This window comes from Riemerella anatipestifer (genome assembly GCF_009932355.1).
Taxonomy (GTDB): Bacteria; Bacteroidota; Bacteroidia; order Flavobacteriales; family Weeksellaceae; genus Riemerella; species Riemerella anatipestifer_E.
In genome coordinates this window covers 13,078-38,434 of sequence record NZ_LEKU01000006.1, presented here as the reverse complement: position 1 = coordinate 38,434, position 25,357 = coordinate 13,078, and the positions used below count along the sequence as shown (strand labels likewise).

The 25,357-nt window shown below is 34.3% G+C and carries 23 protein-coding genes and 1 tRNA gene; 15 read left to right on the top strand and 9 right to left on the bottom strand.

From position 1 onward, the window contains the following. Nucleotides 1-9: 9 nt before the first annotated feature. Complete coding sequence (gene tilS / locus GXW81_RS02465) at nucleotides 10-1,293, bottom strand: tRNA lysidine(34) synthetase TilS (RefSeq protein WP_161531048.1); 1,284 nt, start codon at nucleotides 1,291-1,293, stop codon at nucleotides 10-12. Here tilS and GXW81_RS02460 point away from each other — a divergent pair. After that, on the top strand, nucleotides 1,293-1,871 hold the full coding sequence (locus GXW81_RS02460; RefSeq protein WP_161531047.1) for a hypothetical protein: 579 nt from the start codon (nucleotides 1,293-1,295) through the stop codon (nucleotides 1,869-1,871). The two genes, tilS and GXW81_RS02460, sit on opposite strands and share 1 nt — an antisense overlap. Before the next feature lie 48 nt (nucleotides 1,872-1,919). Next, nucleotides 1,920-3,188, top strand: a complete 1,269-nt coding sequence (gene serS, locus GXW81_RS02455) for a serine--tRNA ligase (RefSeq protein ID WP_161531046.1) — start codon at nucleotides 1,920-1,922, stop codon at nucleotides 3,186-3,188. Nucleotides 3,189-3,329: 141 nt separating this feature from the next. On the opposite strand, the gene GXW81_RS02450 is transcribed toward serS, so the two are convergent. Then, complete coding sequence (locus GXW81_RS02450) at nucleotides 3,330-3,620, bottom strand: hypothetical protein (RefSeq protein WP_185153009.1); 291 nt, start codon at nucleotides 3,618-3,620, stop codon at nucleotides 3,330-3,332. Between the two features lie 183 nt (nucleotides 3,621-3,803). Here GXW81_RS02450 and GXW81_RS02445 point away from each other — a divergent pair, with 183 nt between their 5' ends. Together GXW81_RS02445 and GXW81_RS02440 are read left to right on the top strand one after the other, a co-directional pair. After that, on the top strand, nucleotides 3,804-4,952 hold the full coding sequence (locus GXW81_RS02445; RefSeq protein ID WP_161531044.1) for a hypothetical protein: 1,149 nt from the start codon (nucleotides 3,804-3,806) through the stop codon (nucleotides 4,950-4,952). Nucleotides 4,953-4,958: 6 nt separating this feature from the next. Then, nucleotides 4,959-5,531, top strand: a complete 573-nt coding sequence (locus tag GXW81_RS02440; protein WP_153928776.1) for a hypothetical protein — start codon at nucleotides 4,959-4,961, stop codon at nucleotides 5,529-5,531. On the opposite strand, the gene GXW81_RS02435 is transcribed toward GXW81_RS02440, so the two are convergent. The 5 genes from GXW81_RS02435 to GXW81_RS02415 all read right to left on the bottom strand — a co-directional run bounded on the left by GXW81_RS02435 (nucleotide 5,495) and on the right by GXW81_RS02415 (nucleotide 10,167). Further along, nucleotides 5,495-6,055, bottom strand: a complete 561-nt coding sequence (locus GXW81_RS02435; RefSeq protein ID WP_161531043.1) for a 5-formyltetrahydrofolate cyclo-ligase — start codon at nucleotides 6,053-6,055, stop codon at nucleotides 5,495-5,497. The two genes, GXW81_RS02440 and GXW81_RS02435, sit on opposite strands and share 37 nt — an antisense overlap. A gap of 3 nt (nucleotides 6,056-6,058) precedes the next feature. Further along, the gene (locus GXW81_RS02430; RefSeq protein ID WP_161531042.1) at nucleotides 6,059-6,289 is read right to left on the bottom strand and encodes a ferredoxin; all 231 of its coding nucleotides are present in this window, start codon (nucleotides 6,287-6,289) and stop codon (nucleotides 6,059-6,061) included. 18 nt (nucleotides 6,290-6,307) lie between these two features. After that, complete coding sequence (locus GXW81_RS02425; RefSeq protein ID WP_004917222.1) at nucleotides 6,308-7,552, bottom strand: peptidase U32 family protein; 1,245 nt, start codon at nucleotides 7,550-7,552, stop codon at nucleotides 6,308-6,310. 139 nt (nucleotides 7,553-7,691) lie between these two features. Beyond that, nucleotides 7,692-9,221 (bottom strand): Do family serine endopeptidase, encoded by a 1,530-nt coding sequence (locus GXW81_RS02420; RefSeq protein WP_161531041.1) that lies wholly within the window; start codon nucleotides 9,219-9,221, stop codon nucleotides 7,692-7,694. A 193-nt stretch (nucleotides 9,222-9,414) separates the two neighbouring features. Then, the gene (locus tag GXW81_RS02415; RefSeq protein ID WP_161531040.1) at nucleotides 9,415-10,167 is read right to left on the bottom strand and encodes a glycosyltransferase family 2 protein; all 753 of its coding nucleotides are present in this window, start codon (nucleotides 10,165-10,167) and stop codon (nucleotides 9,415-9,417) included. A 173-nt stretch (nucleotides 10,168-10,340) separates the two neighbouring features. Here GXW81_RS02415 and leuS point away from each other — a divergent pair, with 173 nt between their 5' ends. From leuS to GXW81_RS02365, 10 genes are all read left to right on the top strand, one after another. Beyond that, nucleotides 10,341-13,172: a leucine--tRNA ligase gene (gene leuS, locus GXW81_RS02410; protein ID WP_161531039.1), complete on the top strand. Its 2,832-nt coding sequence runs from the start codon at nucleotides 10,341-10,343 to the stop codon at nucleotides 13,170-13,172. Nucleotides 13,173-13,438: 266 nt separating this feature from the next. Further along, on the top strand, nucleotides 13,439-14,305 hold the full coding sequence (locus GXW81_RS02405; RefSeq protein ID WP_064970503.1) for a MotA/TolQ/ExbB proton channel family protein: 867 nt from the start codon (nucleotides 13,439-13,441) through the stop codon (nucleotides 14,303-14,305). Between the two features lie 105 nt (nucleotides 14,306-14,410). Further along, complete coding sequence (locus GXW81_RS02400; protein WP_004917229.1) at nucleotides 14,411-15,013, top strand: biopolymer transporter ExbD; 603 nt, start codon at nucleotides 14,411-14,413, stop codon at nucleotides 15,011-15,013. A 9-nt stretch (nucleotides 15,014-15,022) separates the two neighbouring features. Beyond that, a complete protein-coding gene (locus GXW81_RS02395; protein WP_161531038.1) occupies nucleotides 15,023-15,571 on the top strand; it encodes a biopolymer transporter ExbD in 549 nt (182 codons plus the stop codon). 32 nt (nucleotides 15,572-15,603) lie between these two features. After that, nucleotides 15,604-16,449 carry an energy transducer TonB gene (locus GXW81_RS02390; protein WP_161531037.1) on the top strand — a complete coding sequence of 282 codons (846 nt, stop codon included), beginning with the start codon at nucleotides 15,604-15,606 and terminating at the stop codon, nucleotides 16,447-16,449. Nucleotides 16,450-16,512: 63 nt separating this feature from the next. Then, nucleotides 16,513-16,707 carry a C4-dicarboxylate ABC transporter gene (locus tag GXW81_RS02385; protein ID WP_154137759.1) on the top strand — a complete coding sequence of 65 codons (195 nt, stop codon included), beginning with the start codon at nucleotides 16,513-16,515 and terminating at the stop codon, nucleotides 16,705-16,707. Then, on the top strand, nucleotides 16,700-17,569 hold the full coding sequence (locus tag GXW81_RS02380; protein ID WP_161531036.1) for a PstS family phosphate ABC transporter substrate-binding protein: 870 nt from the start codon (nucleotides 16,700-16,702) through the stop codon (nucleotides 17,567-17,569). Before GXW81_RS02385 ends, GXW81_RS02380 begins: the two co-directional genes overlap by 8 nt. 84 nt (nucleotides 17,570-17,653) lie before the next feature. Beyond that, nucleotides 17,654-19,312 carry a lipopolysaccharide assembly protein LapB gene (locus GXW81_RS02375; protein WP_161531035.1) on the top strand — a complete coding sequence of 553 codons (1,659 nt, stop codon included), beginning with the start codon at nucleotides 17,654-17,656 and terminating at the stop codon, nucleotides 19,310-19,312. Between the two features lie 94 nt (nucleotides 19,313-19,406). Next, nucleotides 19,407-20,126 carry a bacillithiol biosynthesis deacetylase BshB1 gene (bshB1, locus tag GXW81_RS02370; protein WP_064970509.1) on the top strand — a complete coding sequence of 240 codons (720 nt, stop codon included), beginning with the start codon at nucleotides 19,407-19,409 and terminating at the stop codon, nucleotides 20,124-20,126. 37 nt (nucleotides 20,127-20,163) lie between these two features. Next, a tRNA-His gene (locus tag GXW81_RS02365) sits at nucleotides 20,164-20,237 on the top strand. 59 nt (nucleotides 20,238-20,296) lie between these two features. On the opposite strand, the gene GXW81_RS02360 is transcribed toward GXW81_RS02365, so the two are convergent. Further along, the gene (locus GXW81_RS02360; RefSeq protein ID WP_004917238.1) at nucleotides 20,297-20,635 is read right to left on the bottom strand and encodes a DUF3276 family protein; all 339 of its coding nucleotides are present in this window, start codon (nucleotides 20,633-20,635) and stop codon (nucleotides 20,297-20,299) included. Nucleotides 20,636-20,825: 190 nt separating this feature from the next. Beyond that, on the bottom strand, nucleotides 20,826-22,490 hold the full coding sequence (locus GXW81_RS02355) for an ABC transporter ATP-binding protein (protein ID WP_161531034.1): 1,665 nt from the start codon (nucleotides 22,488-22,490) through the stop codon (nucleotides 20,826-20,828). Between the two features lie 188 nt (nucleotides 22,491-22,678). Between GXW81_RS02355 and GXW81_RS02350 the strand changes: the two genes are divergently transcribed. Next, complete coding sequence (locus GXW81_RS02350) at nucleotides 22,679-25,312, top strand: S8 family serine peptidase (RefSeq protein WP_161531033.1); 2,634 nt, start codon at nucleotides 22,679-22,681, stop codon at nucleotides 25,310-25,312. Nucleotides 25,313-25,357: the final 45 nt, after the last annotated feature.

Here is a 25,357-nt window from a genome sequence, read left to right as displayed (position 1 = left end):
ACTTTTTAATTATAAAATAATTTTGATGTTTTTTTCTGTTTTGTCATTAGAGGCAAATCTGCCGTCTTGTCTCAAAGGTATAACGCCTAAAACACGATTTTCGTTATCGCAAAGCAACCAAATTTTTGATTTTGCTAAAATAGACAATTTTTCGTCTTTAAAAAACTTAGAAACCTTTTTTCTACCCACCATTCCTTTTGGATAAAAGAAGTCGCCAGCCTCCTTATGCCTTAATTTTAGAGGTAAAGAAATTTGTTCTGCATCAAAGCTCCATTCTAAATTTTTTCTTTTATTATAAGTTATCCATTGGTTTAAGTTTATTTCCTTGTTGTTAGGAAGCGTGATTTCTTCATCATTATTTGATAGAGTTTCCTTTTTACTAATAATAAGTTGTTCCCTATTGATGAGGCATTGGTACTCGTTAGAATAAAACGATTTCCCAGTTTCAGCGGTAAACATCTTACTAATTTCCGCTTTATTGCTAAATCCAAATTTATTGAGTATCTCAAATTGAATAAAGCTAGATTCCTTTTCTAAAGCGTATCGGTTTATAATGATTTCGTTTTCAGTATTTATTGAAATGTCTTTTATTTTGTCTTCAATTTGTTGATTTATAAAGTGTTTAGCTTCAGATAAAAAATCAATACTCTTTCTAAAATTATCCAAAAAATCAGGATTGATTTCTCCTAGCTTTGGAACAACAGAATGTCTTATCTTGTTTCTAAGATAATCTTGTTTTTGGTTAGATTTATCTTCTCTAAACGCTACGGAATGTGTTTCTGCAAAATGATAAATTTCCTCTTTGCTAAAATCTAGCAAAGGGCGTAAAATATGGTTTTCGTTATTAGGAATACCCACTAATCCTTTGATGCCACTACCTCTAGAAAGATTGATGATAAAGGTTTCTAGCTGGTCGTTTAAGTGGTGAGCAGTTACGAGGTAGCTTAGATTTCGGGTTTTCATAATGTTTCTAAAGAACTGATACCTAAGCTCTCTTGCCCATAGCTGAATAGACCCTGACGGTTTTTTATCTTTTTCCGAAACAGTATAACAATGAAACGGAATATGATGCTTCTCGCAGAATTCTTGTACTAATGCAGTGTCTTTATCCGAATCTTCGCCTCGTAATTTATAGTTGATGTGAGCTATCTCTATTTTAGTATCTATTTTAGTCATCAGATGAGCCAATACCATAGAATCTGCTCCACCACTTACCGCTAATAGAAATTGATGTTCGTTGTAGTTAGGTAGTAGCTCCTTTAGTTTAGTTTTAAATAAATCCACGGAAATCATTGTCCAAAGATACAAGAAAATTAGGTAGTGAAGAAGCAAGGCTAAATCCGCTAAAACTTAGTATATTTGTGATAATGAAAAGATACACTGTTTTTATAATTTTACTGTTGGTATTTTCTTGTAGGAAGGAAGATGCTGAGGTACAGTATATAGACCAAACGATAGATATTTTTGTAAAAGATACTTCGGGTAGAGATTTACTAAATACCAATACTTCTCAAAATAGAGCTAGTTTCACTTTGAGTGATTTGGGAGGAGCTTATAGTTCGGTTAATCTATCCTCGGGTTTTTCTAGGAAGATGGGAGTAGATTCCATCTATTATATTCAATATATTTCTGGAGCAACTAGAAATTTGAAGGATTCGGTTTCTCCTAGTTTAAAATATTACCAATCGGATATTGCATTTAATTGGAAGAAAAAACTAACGGATTCTACCTCCGTCACAGAAATAGATACAATGAGAGTTATTTACTCTTGGCAGCCAAGTCTTTTTCAAGTCAAAGAAATTTTTTGGAATAATAATCAAGTTTTTTCTAAGCAAAGTCAGGCGAGTAATGTTATTACAATCGTAAAATAATGCTTACTTTTGTGGAATATATAAACTCCTTATTTTAAATAAATATCAATGTTACAAGTTCAATTTTTAAGAGAGCAAAAAAGCCGTGTTTTAGAAGGGCTTAAAAAGAGAAATTTTAAGGAGCTAAACCTTGTAGATGAGGCAATAGCGACTGATGACGAAAGAAAGAAAATACAGTATGAGTTAGATGAAAATTTAGCTCAAATGAATAAAATATCCAAAGAGATAGGTCTTCTAATGAAGGAAGGGAAGAAGCAAGAAGCAGAGGAGGCTAAAACTAAAACAGGAGAGTTTAAGCAGAAATCGCAGGATTTACAACAATTATTGAAAGAAAAAGAGGAGTCTCTACTGAATATTCTTTATCAAATCCCAAACATACCAGCAGACATTGTAAAAGCAGGTAGTTCGGCAGATGATAACGAGGTGGTGTATCAGTCTTGTGATACTTTTGAAATGGGAACAGAGGCTTTGCCACACTGGGAACTCGCTAAAAAACACAATCTAATTGATTTTGAGCTGGGGGTGAAAATAGCAGGAGCAGGTTTTCCTGTTTATTTAGGGAAAGGAGCTAGGTTACAAAGGGCTTTAGTACAGTTTTTTCTTGATAAAAATACTGATGCAGGTTACCTAGAGGTAAATCCGCCACATGTAGTAAATGAAGCCTCTGGTTATGGTACGGGGCAACTTCCTGATAAAGAGGGACAAATGTATTTTGTGAATGAGGATAATTTATACCTTATTCCTACAGCAGAAGTGCCTGTAACCAATATTTATAGAGATGTAATCTTGGAGGAAAAAAAACTTCCTGTAAAGAATACGGCTTTTTCTCAATGTTACAGAAGAGAAGCGGGAAGCTACGGTGCTGATGTGAGAGGACTTAACCGACTTCATCAATTTGAAAAGGTAGAGATAGTAAGATTAGAAAAGCCAGAAAACTCTTATGCTGCACTAGATGAGATGGTGGCTCATGTAAAGTCTATTCTAGAAGATTTGGAATTGCCATTTAGAATTTTGCGTTTATGTGGTGGCGATATGAGCTTTACTTCTGCACTTACTTACGATTTTGAGGTTTGGAGTGCGGCTCAGCAGAGATGGTTAGAGGTATCTTCGGTGTCTAATTTTGAGAATTTTCAAGCTAATAGGTTAAAATGTAGATATAAATCAGGAGATGATAAACCTCAGTTAGTACATACATTAAATGGTTCTGCGATGGCTTTACCTAGAGTAATGGCAGCACTTTTAGAGAACAACCAAACGCAAGAAGGTATTAACATTCCAGAAAAGCTAAGAGCATATACAAGATTTGATAGTATATAAAATTCCTCGTTTTTGAATATAAAAAAATAAATAGGCTATCTCATTAAAGAAATAGCCTATTATTTTATCACATCATATATTAAAATAAAAAAGACACTCTAAATTTAGAGTGTCTTAGTTTGTCTGTATATCGCTTAAAGACTACTTAGTAGCTTCTTTTACTTTATCAGCAGCGTTGTCAACAGCACCTTTAGCAGCATCAGCAGCACCTTTAGCAGCGTCAGCAGCAGCATCAGCAGTAGCACCAACACCTTCAGCAGCTACAGTAGCAGCAGAATCTACAACAGTAGCAGCAGAATCTACAACAGCAGCAGCAGAATCAACAGCCTCCACAGCAGTAGAATCTACAGCAGCAGTTTCAACGTTTTCAGTTTTTTTACAAGCTACAACAGCTAAAGCAGCAACAGCCGCTACGAATAATGACTTTTTCATAATTTTAAATAATTTTTTAAATTTGTTTCTTTTTTTGTTTGTTACTCTGTTCACTCATTTGAACAAGGCAAAGATATGGTGAGAAATAAATTTGTGCTAGAAAAATTATTGTAATATCTTTGTAAAATAGTTTTGCAAATAAACATTTTTGTAAATCAGTGGTTTAAGTTAAATTTTTGAAATTTGTCAGATTTAGATTTATTACACTTTGAACAGCTTAAAGCGGAAGTTCAGGAGGTTTTTTTAGAGTCTCATACACCTTCAGAGGAAGATATATCCTTATGGAAGGGTATTGATATTGTTTATTTTCAAGAAGATTTAAGAAAGAAGGTGAAAGGAAATATTAGTGAACGCTCTTTTTATACTTATTTTAAGAGTTCTCCTACACAGAAATTACCAAGAATAGATATGCTTAATCTTCTTTCTAGCTATGCGGGTTATGCTAATTGGTATGATTTTAAGAAAAATCATTTATTTGCTAATGAAATTCTTAGTGAGATAGACGAAAGTAATGAGGAAGTATTCCAAAATGGTATTGATGAGTCAGTTTTAGATAATCAACAGGAACAAGAAAAAACAATAAATTCTAAGGAAATTGTTGATAATGTTAATGAGGTTAAAAATGTTGTTTTGCAAAAAAGTAATTATGATTTAGAGGTAGTTGCTGAAAATGATGAGGTGTTGAAAAATAATAGTAGAGCTTTAAAATTTACTAAATCTTCTTATGTTTGGATTTCGGCAACACTTATACTTTTATTAGTTCTTGTGGGAATTATTTTTTCAGACTTAATCTTGACCAAAAAGTATTCGTTTAAGTTTATTGATGCGGATAGAAATACAAGTATTAACGACTATCTTGATGTTAAAATCATAAAAGAAGGTGAGTCTCCTATTTTGCATAAGGTAAAGCCGAATGACATTTTAACATATACTACAAAATCAAAATCTCTCATGATGATAATATCTTCTCCTTATTATAAGACGGATACTATTGTGAGAAACTTGGAGAATGCTCTTACTTATCCGGAATATGAAACTATAGAGCTAAAGCCTGATGACTATGCTATTATGCTAAACTATTACTCTAAAAAGGCAGATGAAGATGTTAATAAGAAGAGAGAAAGATTGAGTAGGTTGATTAGTAATGATGCTTTAATTTATCAAGTGTTTGATAATGAAACTTATGGGGTGGAGATATTAGAAAAAGATCGCTATATAACCTTGATGACAACGCCTACAACTTCTCTTAAAAATTTAGAAATTATAGGGACACAAATGAAGAATGGTAAAATAGTGATGATAAAATTTAGAATTACAAATAACGAAAAGTAAACACTTATGAAAATACTTAAAAACTTATTATTCATTCTAATAGCATTGATGATTTTATCCTGTGAAAAAAAGGAGGAAATCAGTGATTTAGATAAAGTGAGAAATACAACTAATGCTACTTCTTATCCTGTTGCTAAGATGGATAGTGCACAAGCTATAAATGCTATTACTAAGCAAAAAGTTCAGGAGGTTATGGACTTGTCTATTCTCTATTTGTCGGGTAATAGGAATACGGATATAGACTCTACAATCCATACGCAGTTGCTTAAATATTTTGCAACTCCCGACACTCTTAAACTAAAGCCTCTGTTTAAAGAATTAGAGAGCTTAAGGGTTAAGACTGTTAAGGTACAAAATTTAGAAATCAAGAAAAAGAATAGTGAAAAGGATACATTAAATCAAGCTGTGGTTAAGGTGGAATATTTTGATAATAAAAAATCCTCAATAGGAGTTTATGAAAGAAATGTGCAATATATTCTAAAGCCTTTCCCTGAGAAGTTTAAGAAAGAATTTAAGTTTTATTTCCTTAATTTTTATACTCCTCAGAAAGATAGTATCTCCGAAGGTGTAATAAGGTAATCCAACGAAATATCCTCACTTCTTAAATCGTCTATGTTTTCTAAAGGTGAAAAAAAGTTGACTCCTATTTTTTTTGTAGTGGAAGGCATAGTCCTGAAAAGTTCGTCATAGAACCCTTTTCCGTAGCCTACTCGGTTACCTTTCTTGTCGCAATAGAGTAGAGGTGTGATGATATAATCGAAGTGAGTTACATTCGCGTGAGTATTTTCAGAAGGTTCTAATATTCCCCATTTGTTTTCATATAGCGGAGTGTTTTCTTTCAGCTCAATGGCTATCATTTCTGTATTGATAACTTTTGGGACAAATACATTTATTTTTTTTGAAAAACAAGACTCTATAAGTGGTAAAGTATTAACTTCCTTAAATTTTTTTATAGGAATAAAACAGTGAATGTTTTGGTTTTCAGTGGGATTGAATTGTAAAAAGAATAAATGAGCTATTTTTTTTGATAGCTCATTTATGGTATTTTCAGAAAGCTGCTTTCTTTTCTCTAGATAAATTTTTCTAAGTTCCGCTTTGGTCATAAGTTAGATTTCTTTTACAGAAATTATTTTTACAGGACACGCCTTAGCGGCCTTATCACAAGGTTCAAAAGCTTCTGGTAGAGGTACTTTTACTGTGTGAAACCCTTTTTTATCGGTAGATTTCAGCAGAACAGACTTACCATCTTTTTTTGACATTCTAAAGTACTCTGGAGCAAACTCTGCACAGTAGTTGCACCCAATACATTTATCTCGTTGTAGCGTAACAATAACCATTAGACAACCACTCTATTATTAGGCTTTAACAATTTTATATAGCTTGTCGCTAGGTCTTACACGGAAGTCAGTTTTGAATGTGATGACCTCACTTTTAGTAGCTTTTTCGCTAATGCCTTTTCCGTCCACCATCATTTCTGTGATTTCTAATTCTTGAGAACCTGTGGTAGGCCCTTGGATTAAAACTTTATCGCCTACATTCAAGTCGTATGCTTCTATTAAAAACTCGGCAATGTTGGATTTTGGATAATAATGTCTGCCTTTACCTATGTAAAGTTTCTTTTGTGTGGCATTAGAGCCTGGGTTAGGAGACCATTCTCCAAGTTCTTGCCCTAAATAGTAACCACTCCAAAAGCCTCTATTATAAACGGTTTCTAATTGTTTCATCCATTCTGCTACTTTTTCTTGAGAAAACGAGCCGTCTTCTATACTGTCTATGGCTTCTCTATAGCACTTGGTTACGGTGGCTACATACTCTGGAGCACGCCCTCTGCCCTCTATTTTTAGAACTTTAACCCCAGCATCTACAATTTGGTCTAAGAAGTTGATGGTGCATAAGTCTTTAGGAGACATCATATACTCGTTGTCAAGCTCTATTTCAAAACCGCTTTCTTGGTCTATTACGGTATATTTTTTTCGACAGTTTTGTTTACAAGCCCCACGGTTAGCAGAAGAATTATGTGAATGTAGACTTAGATAACATTTCCCAGAAACTGCCATACATAAAGCTCCGTGTCCAAATATTTCTATTTCTACTAAATTTCCAGAAGGACCTTTAATTTGCTCTTTTTCTATTTGAGTACAAATCTTTTTTACTTGGCTGATACTAAGCTCTCTACTCATTACCATAGTATCTGCAAACATTGCATAGAATTTTACAGTTTCTATATTGGTAATATTGATTTGAGTAGAAATATGCACCTCCATACCAATTTGTCTTGCGTAAGCAATCACAGCCTGATCCATAGCAATAACGGCGGTAAGGTTGGCTTCTTTTGCCTTGTCTAAAAGGGTTTTTATGATTGATAAATCGTGGTCATAAATAATAGTGTTGAGGGTAAGGTATGTTCTTACACCTTTTTCTTGGCATCTTCTGCTGATTTCGGGTAAGTCATCTATGGTAAAATTCATAGAAGCTCTAGCTCTCATATTAAGCTGTTCTACACCGAAATAGACAGAGTCTGCACCATTATCTAAAGCCGCCTGAAGAGAAGTGAAATCTCCTGCAGGGCACATTAGTTCTATTTTTCCGCTTTTAGTCATTGGGTCAAAAAAATTTTTGCAAAGATAGAAATTTTTATAATAGGCTATTAAGTTCTATTGTTGTGGCATAAATATTAAAAATCCCTCCTTTCTATTAGGAAAAGAGGGAGAATAAGGATTAGTTAAATGGTTTTTCTATCTAAGGCATATTAAATCCTCTACTAGTTAAACGTCCATAAACATCTAAATATTTTATAGAGACAATACCCTTGTAGTTTTCTAAAATATTTTCTATATCTTTTTGAGAATTAACAGGTTTTCCATTAACCTCTGTAATGATATAGTTGTTATCAATACCTGTTTTGCTAGCAAGAAGACTGTTTTCGTCTACATCTGTAACTACTACACCGCTTCTAAGACCATAATAGACTTTGTTTTCATCACTTAAAGGTTGGAATTTAGCTCCTAGTTTTTCAACGACAGTAAGGTCGGCTTTAGTTCTAGTTTTTGTATTTCCGCTTTGGTCTTTTAGTGTGGCTCTTACAGTCTTAGTTTTTCCGTCTCTTAGGTAAGTTACCATTACGGTATCACCGGGTCTCTTACTACCAATCGCTAGAGAAAGGTCAGCAAAATCAGTAATTTTACTATCATCTATTTGAACGATGATATCTCCTTTTTTAAGACCAGCATCCTCTGCCCCACTGTTATTGGAGATCTCTGTAATGTAGATTCCGCTTCCTGATTTTAAGTTACTTTTAGTCTGTTGGTTGTATATTTTTACTTGTGCTTCATCAGATAAATCTAATGAACTAACTCCTAGGAAGCCTCTTTGTACTATTCCGAACTTCTTAATGTCTTCTACAACTTTTCTTGCTAAGTTGGACGGAACAGCGAAGCCATATCCTTCATAATATCCAGATGATGAGGAAATAGCAGAGTTAATACCTACTAAATCTCCATTAAGATTTACTAAAGCTCCGCCACTGTTACCTCTGTTAATTACAGCATCTGTTTGTATAAAGCTTTCAATTGGAGTTTTAGACTGTTGTCTTAAAAGGTCGATGCTTCTTCCTTTTGCAGAAACGATACCAGCAGTTACGGTAGAGTTAAGTCCTAGAGGATTTCCTACGGCTACTACCCATTGTCCCACTTCTAGCAAATCTGAGTTTGCGAAGTTAAGGTAAGGTAGTCCGCTATCTTCTATTTTTAATAGTGCAATGTCGGTAGAAGGGTCGCTTCCTATAAGCTTAGCTACATAAGTTTTTTTATTGCTTAGGGTTACTTCTAGTTTACTAGCTCCTGCTACTACGTGATTATTAGAAATGATGTATCCGTCAGGAGAGATAATTACCCCAGAACCTAGACCAGTAGGCATATCTTGTGGTGCTTGCTGTTGTTGTCTTTGTCTCTGGTTTTGACTTCTGTTGAATGGGTCGCCAAAGAAGAAATCAAAAATATCCTGTTCAGAACTTCTAGAGGTTCTAGTATTATTTTGATAATTTTTTATAGTTACCACGGCAGGTACTGTGGTTTTAGCTGCTTTTACAAAATCATCTCCTAAAGCGGCTGCATTAAGTCCCGCAAACTGACTGTCATTTTTAGCAGTATGGAAATACGAAGAGTCAACAATGTTATCGTTTTTAAAATATTCAATAGCTCCAAAAGTAGTTGCAGCAGAAACTACGCCTACAGCAGCTAGAGGTATGAGTTTTTTTAGATTATTTTTCATTTTATTTATTTTTATAATTTTTGATGTACTAAACAAATACTATGCAAAAATAGTCTAAACCGTTCTTAATTTATAGGTCTTATGCTTGTATTTAACTAATTTTTAACGATAATTATGTATTTTTAATGAAAATAATGAAATTGCTTATTTCTTAATGTTAAATTTTTATGACAAAATTTCCGTTTTGATTGTTTTAGTTAAACCATTTAGAGTATTTTAAAAATCCATTAAAAGCCCAATGTGCTGTATAATAGAGAGATTTTAAAGTGGAAAAATTCATAAAGTCTTTATAAACTAGATATTGGTCTTTAATGATATTACTCTTTTTTCTAGAAACACTACTGCTATGCATACGATATTTTGCCATCGTTTTAGGGAGTGGCTTTCCTTGCGGAATTTTCTTTAACAGGTTAAGCCACATCACATGGTCTTCTCTTTTAGAGCCTTCGGGGAAGAATTCTTTCCCCACTCTTTGGCTATCGTACATAGAGGATAGTAGAGAAAGCCTGCAGGTTTTTAGTAGATTATTGAATGTTACTATTTTGTCAGCCTTAAAGTCTTCTATGGTGGGTGTCATATTTTCATCACATCTAGCATAGTTGGAGTAAGCAAGTTCTGCATTTTCTCTTTTCATAAAAGACACCATTTCTTCAAGAAAGCTAGTTTCCCATAAATCGTCAGCATCTAGGAAGGTAATGTATCTACCTGTTGCTAGTTCTAGTGCTAGGTTTCTGGCCTTTCCTGCCCCACCGTTTTGTTTAGATTCTATCAGTTTTATTCTTGGATCGTTAGTCTGTTTTATAATCTCTATGGAATTATCCTTGGAATTATCGTCAGAAATAATCCACTCCCAATCTGTAAAAGTTTGATTGAGTACGGAGTTTATAGTTTCTTTTAAAAACTTAGAAGCATTATAACAAGGAGTGATGATAGATACTTCAGGCATAGTCAATTATTTGTACAAAGATAAGTAAAGAAAGGGTAGATTTTAAATTGTTTTTAAAATTACTGCTATGGAAACAATTAAAAAATTTTATTTAAAAAATCGTTATTTCTGCTTCAAACTATTAAATTTGTGGTTTGTTTAACTAATTTGTAACCTTTAATTCTCCTAGAAGAATGTTTTATAATCATCAAGAAATAGAAAAGAAATGGCAAAAATATTGGGAAGATAGCCAAGTTTTTAAAAGCCAAGAACCGACGTCAGGTGTTGAAAAAAATAAGCTGAAATTTTATGTGCTAGATATGTTTCCTTATCCTTCTGGAGCGGGTCTTCATGTGGGGCATCCACTAGGATATATAGCGTCGGATATTTACGCAAGATATAAAAGGCATCAGGGGTATAATGTACTTCACCCAATAGGGTATGACTCTTTTGGACTTCCTGCGGAACAATACGCTATACAGACAGGACAGCACCCAGCAGTAACTACAGAAAATAATATCACTAAATATGAAGAACAATTGAGAAAAATTGGATTTTCATTTGATTGGAGTAGAGAGCTGAGAACATCAGACGCTTCTTACTACAAGTGGACTCAATGGATTTTCATTCAGTTGTTTCATTCGTGGTATAATAAAGATAGGGATAGAGCAGAGTCTATTGATACCCTTATAGCTCAATTTGAAGCGAAGGGTACCGAAGGGCTTAATGCGGTGCAAACCGACGAGCTGTCATTTACATCAGAAGAGTGGAATTCAGCATCGGAGCAAGATAAACAAGATATACTTTTAAATTATAGATTAGCCTACCGTGCAGAAACTACGGTTAATTGGTGTCCTGCATTGGGAACGGTTTTAGCTAATGATGAAGTAAAAGATGGTAAGTCTGAAAGAGGCGGTTATCCTGTTTTTCAGAAAAAAATGATGCAATGGAGTATGAGGATTACGGCATATTCCGAAAGATTATTACAAGGATTGAATACTTTGGATTGGCCACAACCTCTTAAAGATTCCCAAGAGTATTGGATTGGGAAATCTCAAGGAGCATTAGTTCAGTTTTCTGTAGATGGTTTAGAAGGAGAGAGCGTAGAAGTATTTACTACTCGTCCAGATACTATTTTTGGCGTGAGTTTTATGGTGTTAGCGCCAGAACATCATTTGGTGGAAAAATTAACAACCGAAGAACAAAAAAGTGCTATAAATCAGTATATAGAAGATACCTCTAAAAAGACAGAAAGAGATAGAATGGCAGATGTAAAGTCTGTATCAGGAGCTTTCACAGGTAGTTATGTAACCCACCCATTTACTAAAGAACTTATACCTATATATATATCAGACTATGTGCTTATGGGTTACGGTACGGGGGCGGTAATGGCAGTGCCAGCACATGATGATAGAGACCACAGGTTTGCAAAGCATTTTGGTTTACCAATTAAGAAAGTTGTAGACACAGATGTAGATGTTCAGGAAGAGTCTTTTGATTCTAAAGAAAGCACTTGTGTTAATTCAGACTTTTTAGATGGATTAAATTACAAAGATGCAAAACAGAGGGTTATACAAGAAATAGAAAATTTAGGTATAGGTAAAGGTACTACAAACTATAGACAGAGAGATGCTATTTTCTCTAGACAAAGATATTGGGGAGAGCCAGTGCCTATTTATTATAAAGAGGAGATGCCATATACTTTGCCTTTGTCTGCTTTGCCACTTGAGTTGCCAGAGGTAGAGAAATATTTACCTACCGAAGATGGAGACCCTCCGTTAGGAAATGCAAAGAATTTCGCTTGGGACGAGGTTAATCAGAAAGTAACCTCTGTAGATTTAATTGATAATAAAACGGTATTTCCAATGGAGCTATCTACGATGCCAGGTTGGGCAGGTAGTTCGTGGTATTTCTTAAGGTATATGGATTCTACTAATGATGAAGTTTTTTGTGCTAAAGAAAAATCTGACTATTGGGGACAGGTAGATTTATATATAGGTGGAAGCGAACATGCTACAGGACATTTATTATATGCGCGTTTTTGGAATATGTTTTTAAAAGATAGAGGTTTTATCAGTCACGAAGAACCTTTCCAAAAGCTAATCAACCAAGGAATGATTTTGGGAATGAGTGCTTTTGTCTTCCGAGTAGATGGGACGAATCAGTTTGTTTCTAAAAACTTGGCGAAAGATTATCAAACTCAAAAAATCCATGTAGATGTTTCTTTATTAAAAGGAACGAGCGATGAATTAGATACCGAAGCCTTCAAACAATGGCGACCAGAGTTCAAAGAAGCAGAGTTTATCTTGGAAGAGGGTAAATACATCACAGAGCGAGAGGTGGAAAAAATGTCCAAGTCTAAATATAATGTGGTAAATCCAGACGACATCTGCGAAGAATACGGTGCGGACTGCTTAAGACTATACGAAATGTTCCTTGGTCCTTTAGAACAAAGTAAACCATGGAATACACAAGGGCTTTCAGGGGTTTATGGCTTTTTAAAGAAGTTTTACAATCTTTACTTTGATGGCGATGAGGTCAATATATCAGACGAAGAGCCAACTAAAGAAGAGTACAAAGTGCTACATACTTTAATAAAGAAAGTAAAATTTGATATAGATAACTTCTCATTTAATACTTCTGTATCTTCGTTTATGATAGCGGTGAACGAATTACAAAAGCTGAAAACCAATAAAAGAAAGATTTTAGAGCCATTGGCAGTGATTATATCTCCTTATGCTCCTCATATTTGTGAAGAGCTGTGGCAATTATTAGGATACAACGAGTCTATTGAGTTTGTAGAGTTTCCTGCTCTTAATGAAGAGTATCTAAAAGAAGACGAAATAGAGTATCCAGTGAGCTTTAATGGTAAAATGAGATTTAAATTACCTCTTTCTGCAGATTTATCTAAGGAGGAAATTGAGAAAATAGCAATAGAAAATGATAAAGTATTGCAGTATTTAGACGGTAATAGTATCAAAAAAATCATTGTAGTACCTAAAAAAATCATCAATATTGTATTCTAAATAGAGTAAAAATAAGTTTTTTAATAAAAATTTAACACTTGCTAAATCGAAAAAAATAAGGTCTGTTTTTTCTTATGAGTTAATCAAAAGTGGGTGTATAAATGAAATAATGATAAAAATCAGGAAAAAAAGTAAATCTAATTTAAGAAAGCAGAAGGTCTAGAATGTCAAAAAAACACCATGTTTAAAGATAATATTTGGATTTTTCAATATTTTAACTTTACTTTACAGCCTGAAAAAAATAACAATTATAATTTTAGTTTAATATGGAAATGAATGTTTCAAACACAGAGGAGCAAGTAATTGCTAGACAGAAGAGCGGGCTTAACCCAGCTGTAGTACTACCTATTTTGTATGTAATTGCGTTAAGTATTTACATCTTTATATTAGGTAACCCAGGTAACTTTAAAGAAGATGCGAGGATTGCAGGACAAGCGTCTGTAGCTTTTGCAGATATACCATCTAAGGAGTTGCATCCAGAGTCTTTCATGGGGATTATCTACATGGGAGGTCCAGTGGTACATATCCTAATTTTATTTATGATTACAGTAATCGTTTTCTCTTTTGAGCGTTTCTTCGTTATTAAAAAAGCTCAAGGAAAAGGAAATCTTGACAAATTTGTACTTGAGATAAGAGGTCTTCTTAATCAGAATAAAATTGATGAAGCTATTGAGAAGTGTGATGCTCAGCAAGGCTCTGTAGGTAATGTAGTAAAAGAGGGGCTAGTTACATACAAGGCGTTGGCTAACGATAGCTCTATGGATAAAGAGAAGAAAATGGTTGCTTTAACTAAAGCTTTAGAAGAAGCTACAACATTAGAGATGCCTATGTTAGAGAAAAATATGATGATTCTTTCTACATTAGGTACAGTAGCAACATTAGTAGCACTTTTAGGTACGGTAATCGGGATGATTAAGGCGTTCTTCGCTTTAGGTTCTGGTGGTGGTACTCCAGATGCTGCGGCTCTATCTATCGGTATCTCAGAAGCCTTGATTAACACGGCTTTAGGTATCGGTACATCAGCTATTGCAATTATCCTTTACAACTTCTTTACATCTAAGATAGACGGATTAACTTATAAGATAGACGAGATTGGTATGTCTATTCAGCAGTCTTTCGCTGAGTTCAACTAATAAGTTAGATTCTGAAAAAAAAGAAATTTAGAGCTTCTGCTAGATAATAATTTTAGCGAAGCTCTAATAAAAAAGAAGTTTAATAAATAAAAAAGAGTTAATAATATGGCGAGAGTCAAACCAAAAAGACATGGTGTAGTAACGGATATGACAGCGATGTGTGATGTTGCATTCTTACTACTTACCTTCTTTATCTTGACTACACAGTTTAAAAAGCCTGATGTAGAGCAGATAAAACCGCCATCTTCTATATCTGAAAAGTTGTTACCAGATGCTAGTCTAATGACGGTAAATGTAACACCAGATGGAAAATTTTACTTCCAACCTGTAGAGAACGGAACTGAAAGAATTCAGCTTCTAGACAACATGGGACAGAAGTACGGACTTTCTTTTACCGATAAGGAAAAAGTAGCGTTCACAAAAGTGCAAGCGATAGGTGTACCTATGACACAGTTGAAAAGTTACTTAAACTTATCAGAAGATGAGCAGAAAGCGTTTAAGAGTCCTACGGGAATACCTATGGACAGTACAAATAAACAAGTTATTGATTGGGTAGAGCAGAGTTTAAAAATAAACCCTGACTATAAGTTAGCCATCAAAGGAGATGGCAACACTAACTATCCAAAAGTAAAAGATTTATTTGAAGGATTGAGAGACATTGAGTTTTACAAGTTTTGGTTAATCACTACCCAAGAGGGAGGCAAATAGAGAATAGAAATGGCAGAAGTACAAGTACAGGATAAGGGCGAAAAGGGCGGCAAAGTACGTTCCAAGAAGCAGTCCACTAGGGTGGATATGACTCCGATGGTAGACTTAGGTTTTCTACTCATTACATTCTTTATGTTTACCACTACTTTTAGTAAACCAAATGTGATGGATTTAGGTCTTCCTGCGAAACCTAAGGATGAGGCGAAAAAACCTAAAGATATCGTAATTGATTTGAGTAATTCTATTTCTCTCATTATAGGAAAAGATAATAGGATTTTTTATCATCAGTTAGATAAGGAGGGGCTTAATGAGAGTACACTCCAAGAGACTACTTACGATAAAGATGGGATTACGAAAGTCATAGAAGATGCTAAGAAGAGGGCTAAAGATGTAAATAAATTTACAGTTATTATCAAGCCAACGGATGATGCAGTGTATAAGAATTTTGTAGATGTTCTTGACGAAATGGCTGTCACCAAAAGTGAACAATATGGGGTAACCGATATTAAAGATTGGGAAAAAGCTGTTTATGAAAAGAAGGTTGGTATCACAAAATAGTATTTTTTAACCCTTAAAAATTCATATTATATATGTCAGATGAAAATTTAGGGTACAATCCAAGTTTGGATGAGATTGTATTTGAAAACAGAAATAAAGCCTATGGTGCTTATGACCTAAGACAGAGCTATAAGAGTATTCTTACAAGGTCTATGATTATAGGTACTACTTTATTCTGTTTAGCTGCGGCTACACCGTTCGTCGTTATGAAAATTAAACAGCTAACGGCTCCGCCTAAACAAGAAGTAGAGGCTAATCTTATGGAGATTCTTCCAGAGGAAGAACCTATTTTAGAACAGCCTAAAGAGGAAACACCACCGCCTCCACCACCTCCAAAAGTGGAAGAGGAAAAGATTGAAATCATTCAGAATGTGGTTCCTGAGCCCGTTAAAAATCCTAAAATAGAGACTCCACCACCGCCAATATCTAAGCAGTTGGAGACCACCACAGGTTTGGTAAACCAAGAAGGTGTTAAAAAACCTTCTTATGCACCACCTCCACCACCTCCTTCTACAGGAAAAGGAACAACGGTAGAGGTAAAGCCTCAAGTGAGTACTACTGAAGTATATACAATGGTAGACCAAGAGGCGGAGTTCTCAGGCGGAGGTCTTAACGGATTTAGAAGTGCTTTCCAAGAGTCTTTTGATACTTCGGTAATGGAAGGTGATGAAGGTACTTTAAAAGCTGAGGTTACTTTCGTAGTAGAGAGAGATGGTTCACTTTCTCAGGTAAAAGTTACGGGTTCTAACTCTACATTTAACAGAGAGGCAGAAAGAGCTGTGAAATCTATCAGAAAGAAATGGACTCCTGGTAAAGTAAATGGGGAGCCAGTTCGTTCAAGATTTAGAATGCCAGTAGCAATGAATTTTGAGTATTAAAATTCTGTTAAAATTATTATAAGAGAAGCTTTAGGGCTTCTCTTTTTTGTTATATTTGTTGCTATGTTTAATTATTTATCTATTTTGGCAGGTGTTATGTACCTTACTTTAGGAGTTGTGGTACTAGTGTATAAATTTTTTGTAATTCAGTTAGATGATTATGTTGCCTATCCGTTAGGTATTTTGATGGTAATTTATGGAGTTTTCAGGGTCTTTAGGGCAATCTATAATATAAAACAGAGTAAGAAAGATGTATAAAAAAATAGTTTATTTATTATTTCTATTGGTGGTTGTGCTTTCCTGTAAAAAGGGTAAAGAAGCGGAAAACCCTCAAAAAGGAGAAATTCAGGTGGTAGCAGACCCTTCGTTTAAAAATGTAACGGAGGCTTTGGCAGAAAGATATATGGCTTTTTATCCAGAGGCTAAACTAGATGTTGTTTATAAGAAAGAAGATTCGGCTTTTATAGATTTGCTAGAGGGTAATGCTAGAGTGATAGTGATGTCTAGAGAGCTTACAAAAAAAGAAAAGGAAGTCTATAAGAGTAAAGTGGATTTGGAGTATAATCCTGCTAAATTTGCGGGAGATGCTGTGGTCTTTATTGTTCCTAAAAATTCAAATAGAGAGCATATCAAAGTTTCTGAAATTAAAGAAATGCTCAATTCTGAGTCTAAAAATTTAATATTTGATGGTACTAATGCTAGTAATCTCAATTTTATAGCGCAAAAATTTAATGCTAAACCATCAACTCTTAAATATTCTATTATTAAAGGGAATGAAAATATTGTAAACAGTATAGATAAATTTAGTGATAAAATAGGAGTGATAAGCCTTAATACAATAAGCAGGGAATTTTCTCCAGAAGCTATAGCGTTAAGAGAGAAAGTAAAAGTATTACCAGTAATGGATGAAAAAGGGAAAATATATAAGCCTGAACTCTCAAATATAAGAAATATGAAGTATCCGTTCTCAAGGATTCTTTACTTCTTGACAAATGAAGGTTTTTTTGGAGTAGGAAATGGGTTTATAAGGTTTTCTTGCACTCAAATAGGTCAAATAGTGGTTTCTAAGCAGGGGTTACAGCCTTATAATATCTATAAAAGAGAAGTTCAAATGAGATAAAACTCTTATATTAGCAACTCTTTACTTTAAAAATGGCTTGATAGTTGTTTATAATAAAGTAAGCCAAATTAAATAACCTTAAAAATGAAAAATATAAAAATGACAAAGAAAATGGTATTAGGTGCTGCTGCCGCTTTTATGTTCGGTTTTGCAGGTGCACAGACAGTAGAAGAAGGTCTCCAGAATATGGATGCTCATAAATATGCAAAAGCTAAAGAGGTGTTCAATCAGTTACTTCAGAAATCTCCTTCTGCGGAAAATTATTTTTATTTAGGAAACATTTACTTAACTCAATACGAACCTAATTTTGATAAAGCTAAAGAATACTTTGATAAAGGTTTGGCTTTAGATAAAAAAGCATATTTAGATAGAATAGGCTTGGCTTCTATTAAGTTAGGAAAGGGAAATAAATCTGCAATTAACGAAATACAGGAAATTGTAAATGATTCTAAAGGAAAAGATCCTGAGGTATTATTTAGAGCAGGTGAGGCTCTTACAATGTTTGAGAATAATAATGCTCCAGATTTAGCTGTAGAATTTATTAGTCAGGCTATAGAAAAAGCAGGAAAGAAAGGTAATGTGCCTGCTAATTATTATTATTCTTTAGGAGACGCTTATCGTCTTAAAAAAGATGCTGGTAAAGCGATGTCTGCTTATGATAAAGCAGCGGTAGTAGCTAGAAATAAAGCATCCGTATTTACTAGAATGGCGACTTTGTGGATGGCTGCTAATCAGTGGCAATTAGCAACAGATAACCTTAACAAAGCTATAGCGGTAGACCCTACCTATGCTCCAGCATATAAGGCTCTTGCTAATTATAACATCAGATATCAAAAGCATGATGCGGCGGCAAGTAATTTGTTGAATTATCTTAAATATGCTGATGAAGACCCTGTAACGATGTTAGAGGTATCCAAGCTTTATTTCGCAAATGGAAACTATACAGAATCTAGAGAAGTTTTAGATAAGGTTTTTAATAAAGTTGAAGATGTTATTAAGTACAAGCTCAATGCCTATCTCTTATATGGAGAGCAAAAGTATGATGAGGCTAAACAAAATCTAGATACATTTATTTCTAAGGCAGATGCATCTAGAGTACTGCCTGCAGACCAAGGTTTATTAGGGTTAATCTACGCAGGGCAATCTCAAAAAGCACAGGATGAGTCAACAAAGGCTAATCTTATGAAAATGTCTAGCGAAAAAATAGCAATCGCGAAGGCAGCAAAAGATGAAACTATGCAATGGGATGCAGAGTTGGCTAAAATTATGGCAGGAGGAGTTGATCTTAAAAAAGCAGCAGAAGCAGGCCCTACTAATCCAGAGATAGAAGCGTTGAAGAAGTCTATTGCTGCAGACCCTAAAAATACAGACAATATTTATAAGTTAGCGATGGCTTATCAAGATGCTAAAAACTGGAATGGAGCAGCTTATACTTGGCAGAACATGATAGACTTAATTCCTGATTGGGCTCCAGCTTATTATAGCCAAGGGTATGCGTATCAACAAGCAGGTAATAACGAGTTGGCTAAAATTTCTTATCAGACTTATATAGATAATATGAATAAGAAACCCGCAGAGGAGCAAATGCAAGGTAAAGAAACACTTTCTTATGCTTATTTTGCAGTAGCTTACTTAGAAAAAGATAAAAATAAAGAGAAGGCTAAAGAATACGCATTGAAATCTGTTCAGTTAAACCCTGAGTATAAAGATGCTCAAAATTTATTGAAATTACTTAGCCAATAATTAGTGTTTTTTAATATTTAATTGATTATAAATAAGAGTTTCTTAGTTTCTTAAGAAGCTCTTATTTTTTTAGAATAAACCTTATATTTGTACTATGAAAGTAGATATTTTAGCCATTGGAGCACATCCTGATGATGTTGAGCTAGGGTGTGGTGGAACTTTAGCCAAGTTTATTTCTCAAGGTAAAAAAGTAGCGATAGTAGATTTAACGGAAGGAGAATTAGGCACGAGAGGGACAAATGAAACTAGAGCAAAAGAAGCTAAAAGAGCATCAAATATTTTAGGGGTTGTGGCACGAGAAAACTTGGGCATGAAAGATGGTTTTCTTAGTAATACAGAGGAGTATCAAATGCGTATTGTAAAGATGGTAAGGAAATATCAGCCTGAAATTATTTTTGCAAATGCAATAGATGATCGCCACCCAGATCATGCAAAAGCGGCTAAGTTGGTTTCAGATGCTTGTTTTTTATCAGGTCTTATTAAAATTGAAACGGTTGATGCTGGTGAAACTCAGCCAGTGTGGAGACCTAAGCATATCTTTAACTATATACAATGGAAGTCTATAAAGCCTGATTTTGTGGTGGATATATCTGATTTTATGGATAAAAAGATTGAGGCTTGTTTAGCTTACGAAACGCAATTTTATAATCCTAATTCGGAAGAACCGATGACTCCAATCTCTACTAAAGATTTTCTGGAAAGTCTTACTTATAGAGCTCAGGATTTAGGGAGGTTGTCTGGAGTGTCTTACGCGGAAGGATTTACTTCTGAAAAACTGATTGCTTTTAAAAATTTTGATTCAATAATTTTGTAAATAGATAAAATATTTCTATATTTGCACCCACAAAATGGTGATTGTAGCTCAGTTGGTTAGAGCGTCAGATTGTGGTCCTGAAGGTCGCCGGTTCGATCCCGGTCAGTCACCCTAACAAAAAAACATCTACTTTATGTAGATGTTTTTTTGTTTTTATGAAGTTTATGTTTTTAAATCTCCTCGTGGGTATCTAAGGTGTAGTTTCTTCCTTTGAAATCTTTATCGTGTTTTTCAGAGATTACATCCTCTCCTTTTTCACTAATAATAAACTCTGACGCTTCATTAAACATTTCAGAAAAGTTTTTGAAATCTTCTTTATAAAGGTAAATCTTATGCTTTTCGAATGTGGCCTCGCCTCCGTCTTGGAAGTGTTTCTTACTTTCGGTAATGGTAAGATAATAGTCTCCTGCTTTCGTCTCACGAACATCAAAGAAATAGGTTCTTCTTCCTGCTTTTAACACTCTAGTGAAAATTTCATTTTCATTTCGTTTTTCCTTGTAATCACTCATTTCATCTATTTTTTAGAAATCTTAGGTAACAAATATAAAATAAATCTGCTAATCATCAAAGGATTATTTAAAAACTTTAATTTTATGCTTTACTTTTTGTTAATCAGTATTTTATATGTTTTTATATTTGCTTTTATAAAGTTTTTTCTCTTTTTTGAGAGTGCCAAAAAGTAACATAAGATATTGAAAATTAGTTGCTCGGGGAAAGATGTAATGTATGATGTGCATTTTTAGCACTAGATGTACGATGGGTGATAATGATTCTGGTACACTCCGTTTCTAGGTTTTCTAGATTTTTTAGAATGTTTTCTTCTGTTTCTGTGTCTAGTGCAGAAAGGCTATCATCAAATATAAGTATGGTAGGCTTCTTTATAAGGGCTCTAGCGATGCAAATTCTTTGTTTTTGTCCTCCAGATAGCATTACACCTCTTTCTCCTACCATAGTTTGATATTGGTCTTTAAATTCAATGATATTTTTATGAATATCAGCTTTTTTAGCGTGTTCTTCAATGGTTTCTATGCTGGGATTATCTATGGCAAAGCCTATATTATTCTCGATGGTGTCAGAAAACAAGTAACTTTCTTGTGGAATATAGCCCAAAGCATTTCTGTAAACCTCTAGATTGTGCTCTTTTAAATTGATGCCATCTATGAAAATATCTCCTTCATCTGGGTCTATCAATCGGCAAAGAAGAAGAGCTATGGTGGATTTTCCTGTGCCTGTTTTCCCCATAATAGCAAGAGATTCTCCTGCTTTTATTTTAAAGCTAATATTATTTAGTGCTTTAATGCCTGTATTAGGGTATGTGTAACTCACATTACGAAATTCTATATCTCCTTTTATGCTATAATGATTTTTATTTTTGTTAGTAATTTCGGATTTTTTGTCAAGAAACTCATTAAGCCTTTGCATGGAGGCGGCAGCTCTTTGGTTTACTGAGGTTACCCAGCCTACCATGGAAAAAGGCCAAATAAGGATATTGATATACATAAAGAAATCTGCAATGGCGCCTATGCTCATTTCTCCTTTTATGTATTTTTGTCCTCCAATATATAGTATAATAATATTGAGTAAACCAATGACTAGTAATATTATCGTGAAAAAATAGGCCTCTGTTTTGGCAAGGTCTAGAGCTTTTTCTTGATAGTGTTTTACCTTAGAGTTGTAATTCTGTTGAATGTACTTTTCCTTATTGAAAAACTTTATTACTCTAATACCAGAAAAACTGTCCTGTACAAATGTAGAAATAGCAGATTGGCTTTTCTGCATGATTTTGGACTTTTTATTGATAATAGAACTTACTTTATAAATAGTGAACGAAAGTATAGGCAAGGGAAGAAGAGTCCAAAGAGTCATTTGTAGGTTAGTTTGGAACATATATACACTCGTGATAATGAGTAGTATCACCAAGTTGATGACATACATAATCCCAGGACCTAGATACATTCTTACGGCAACGACATCTTCACTTAGTCGATTAAGCAAATCTCCTATAGTGGTAGATTTGTATTGAGTTAAGGATAATTTTTCGTACTGTCGGTAGATATTATTTTTTAGTTCATATTCTATTTTTCTAGATGCCACAATAATGGTTTGTCTCATCATAAATCTAAATATGCCAGACAGTACAGAGGCTCCTATGATGATACTTCCGTTAATTAAAAGTGTGCGAAAAAGAATCTCTTGAGTGGTGTCTTTTTGGGATATAACCTCTTGAATAATATCTACAGTTTTGCCTATAAACTGAATTTGGTAGATGGCAAAAAAGTTACTTGCTATAATGAAAAAAATCCCCCAAGAAAGAAGTTTCTTGTGTTTCCAAAAATAAGGGTTGAGTGTTTTTAGTGAGTTCATTTATATGGCAAAAATAGACAAAAATGATGATAAAAACGATTTTTTATATATTTTAATTTGATGGTAAATGGTGTTTTTTTTGTAAATATTATGCATTGTATATTTTTTTATTTTAATTTATTTGTTATAATATTTTGTTTTTGTTGTAAAAAATATATATTTGAATTGTTTAATAAAACTTATAAAAAATGAAAAAGAAAGTATTATTTACGGGGGCTTTTACATTAGGGGTATCTGTCTTCTTCTTTGCTCAAACGGAGCAACAGCGATTAAAAATCGCTAGAGAGTACAATCAGCAAAAATTAGACAAAATTGTTGATGAGAGTAAACTTAAAGAACAAAAACAAAAAGCTGAATTAGCGGAGTTTTTGAAGACAAATAATCTACCATTGAAGATTCAACATAAGGAAGGTGGGACATCAGAGCTTATTAGAGTAGAGAATGGAGTTCCTATTTATTTTACCAATAATAATGTTGCTGCGGCAAGATCTACCAGAGCTAATCACCTAAATACGGGAGGTAGTTTAGGATTGCAATTAGATGGGCAGGGTATGACGGCTTATGTATGGGATGCAGGTAGTGTAAGACCTTCTCATACAGAGTTTGGTAATAGAGTTACAGTAGGAGATGGTGCTAGTTATAATGGGGATAACCACGCAACCCATGTGGGAGGAACTATTGCTGCGGCAGGTGTAACTGCGGCAGCTAAAGGTATGGCAAGCAAAGCTTTAATTCGTTCTTACGATTGGTCATCAGACTACTCTGAAGCAAGTACAGCGGCGAGAGCAGGTATGTTGTTGAGTAATCATTCATACGGATATAATTCGTTATCTCTTCCAGATTGGTATTTTGGAGCTTATATAGGAGAGTCTGCAGACTGGGATAGATTGATGTATAGTGCACCATATTATTTAATGTGTGTAGCTGCTGGTAATGATGGGTCTAACTATGGCTATAATGAGACCACGGGTAGATACGAATTGCTTAATGCAAGTCCACTAGGAGGTACTACTAATGATTATGATAAATTAACAGGGCATTCTACATCTAAAAACGCATTAGTTGTAGCTAATGCTAATGATGCTAATGTGGATGCTCAGGGTAATCTATTATCTGTAACTATCGCTTCTTCTAGTAGTCAAGGTCCTACTGATGATTTAAGGGTAAAGCCAGATATAGCAGGTAATGGGGTTCAAGTATATTCTCCAGTTGCATATACATCTACTAGTACTGGTAAAACTTATGGAAATGCTTACTATGATAGTTATACAGGTACATCTATGGCGAGTCCTAATGTTACAGGTTCTCTACTTTTGGTTCAACAGCATTATAATAATAAAGAAGGACAATTTATGCTAGGAGCTCAGCTGAAAGGTTTAGCTTTGCATACGGCTGATGATGCAGGTATGGAAGGTCCTGATGCTAATTTTGGTTGGGGGCTTCTTAATGTAAAGAAAATGGTAGAGGCAATTGATGCTAGAGGAACTTCTTCTTCAATAGAAAATTTAAATTTAGCTAATGGAGCATCTTATACTAAAAAGATAGTTTCTGACGGAGTTACGCCTATTAGAGTGTCAATTTCTTGGTATGATCCAGCAGGACCTCTTCAGACATCGTCTCAGTTAAATAGCTCTATTAGAAGATTGGTTAACGATTTAGACCTAAGAGTAACTTCTTCTAATGGTACTACTTATTTCCCTTGGGCTCTTACTTCTAGAAGTACTAACGCTAAAAGAGATAACAATAGCGATAACTTTGAGAGAGTTGATTTAGGAGTGGTTCCTGCGGGGGAATATACGGTAAGAGTTTCTCATAAAGGAACATTGACTAACTCTAGTCAAAACTATACTCTAATAGTTACTGGAGCTAATGAAGGGGGAACAACAACGCCGACACCAACACCTACAGTGTGTGGCGACCCATCTAATATGACGGTAAGTGATGTTACTACATCTACGGCTAGAGTTTCTTGGACGGCAAGCTCTTCGGCTAATGTAAACTATACATTGCAGTATAAATTAGCATCTAGCTCTTCTTGGGTAGATTTAACTACTACAACATCTACTACTGTTTCTCTTACAAGTCTTTTAGCAGATACAGCTTATGATTTGAGAGTGAGAACTAATTGTTCTTCAACTTCTATGAGTAATTATGCAGCTGCTTCGTTTAGAACATCAAGTGCTGCGGTAACTACTTGTAATGGTGCTTATGAGCCTAATAATACATTCTCTGCTGCAACTAGAATTACGGCGTTGAATAGAGATTATAATGCTGCAATAGAGACAACTACAGATAGAGATTATTATGTGTTAACTACAAGTACTGCAGGTTATGTTACAGTAAAGTTAAGTGGATTAACTCATGATATAGATTTAAGATTGTACAATAGTGCAGGAACTCAAATTAGGTCATCTCTTAACTCTGGAACAAAATCTGAGTTGATACAAACTTATTTGGCGGCAGGTACTTATTATATGTTAGTGAGTCCATATTCAGGTTCTAGTCCTAACTCTTGCTATACATTAAGGTTAGAGCCAGGTTATACTAGTTTCGCTGAGGGTGCTTCTGATATGGTGTCTAGCAATAATGACTTTAAAGTTTATCCTAATCCAGTAACAGATGTGGCTTATGTAGATGTTCCTGAAAAATTGTCTAAAAATGCGATTATAAAAGTATATGATATGGCAGGACGTATGGTTGTGGAAACTAAAGCTGAAGCGGGAGTAAATAAACTTAATGTTTCAAATCTTGCTACAGGTGCTTATGTGGTAAATGTAGAGAATGATTTAGAAACTGTTTCTTCTAAATTTATTAAGAAATAAGATGTAAATCATATTAAGTAAATAAAAGGAGACCTAATGTTAGGT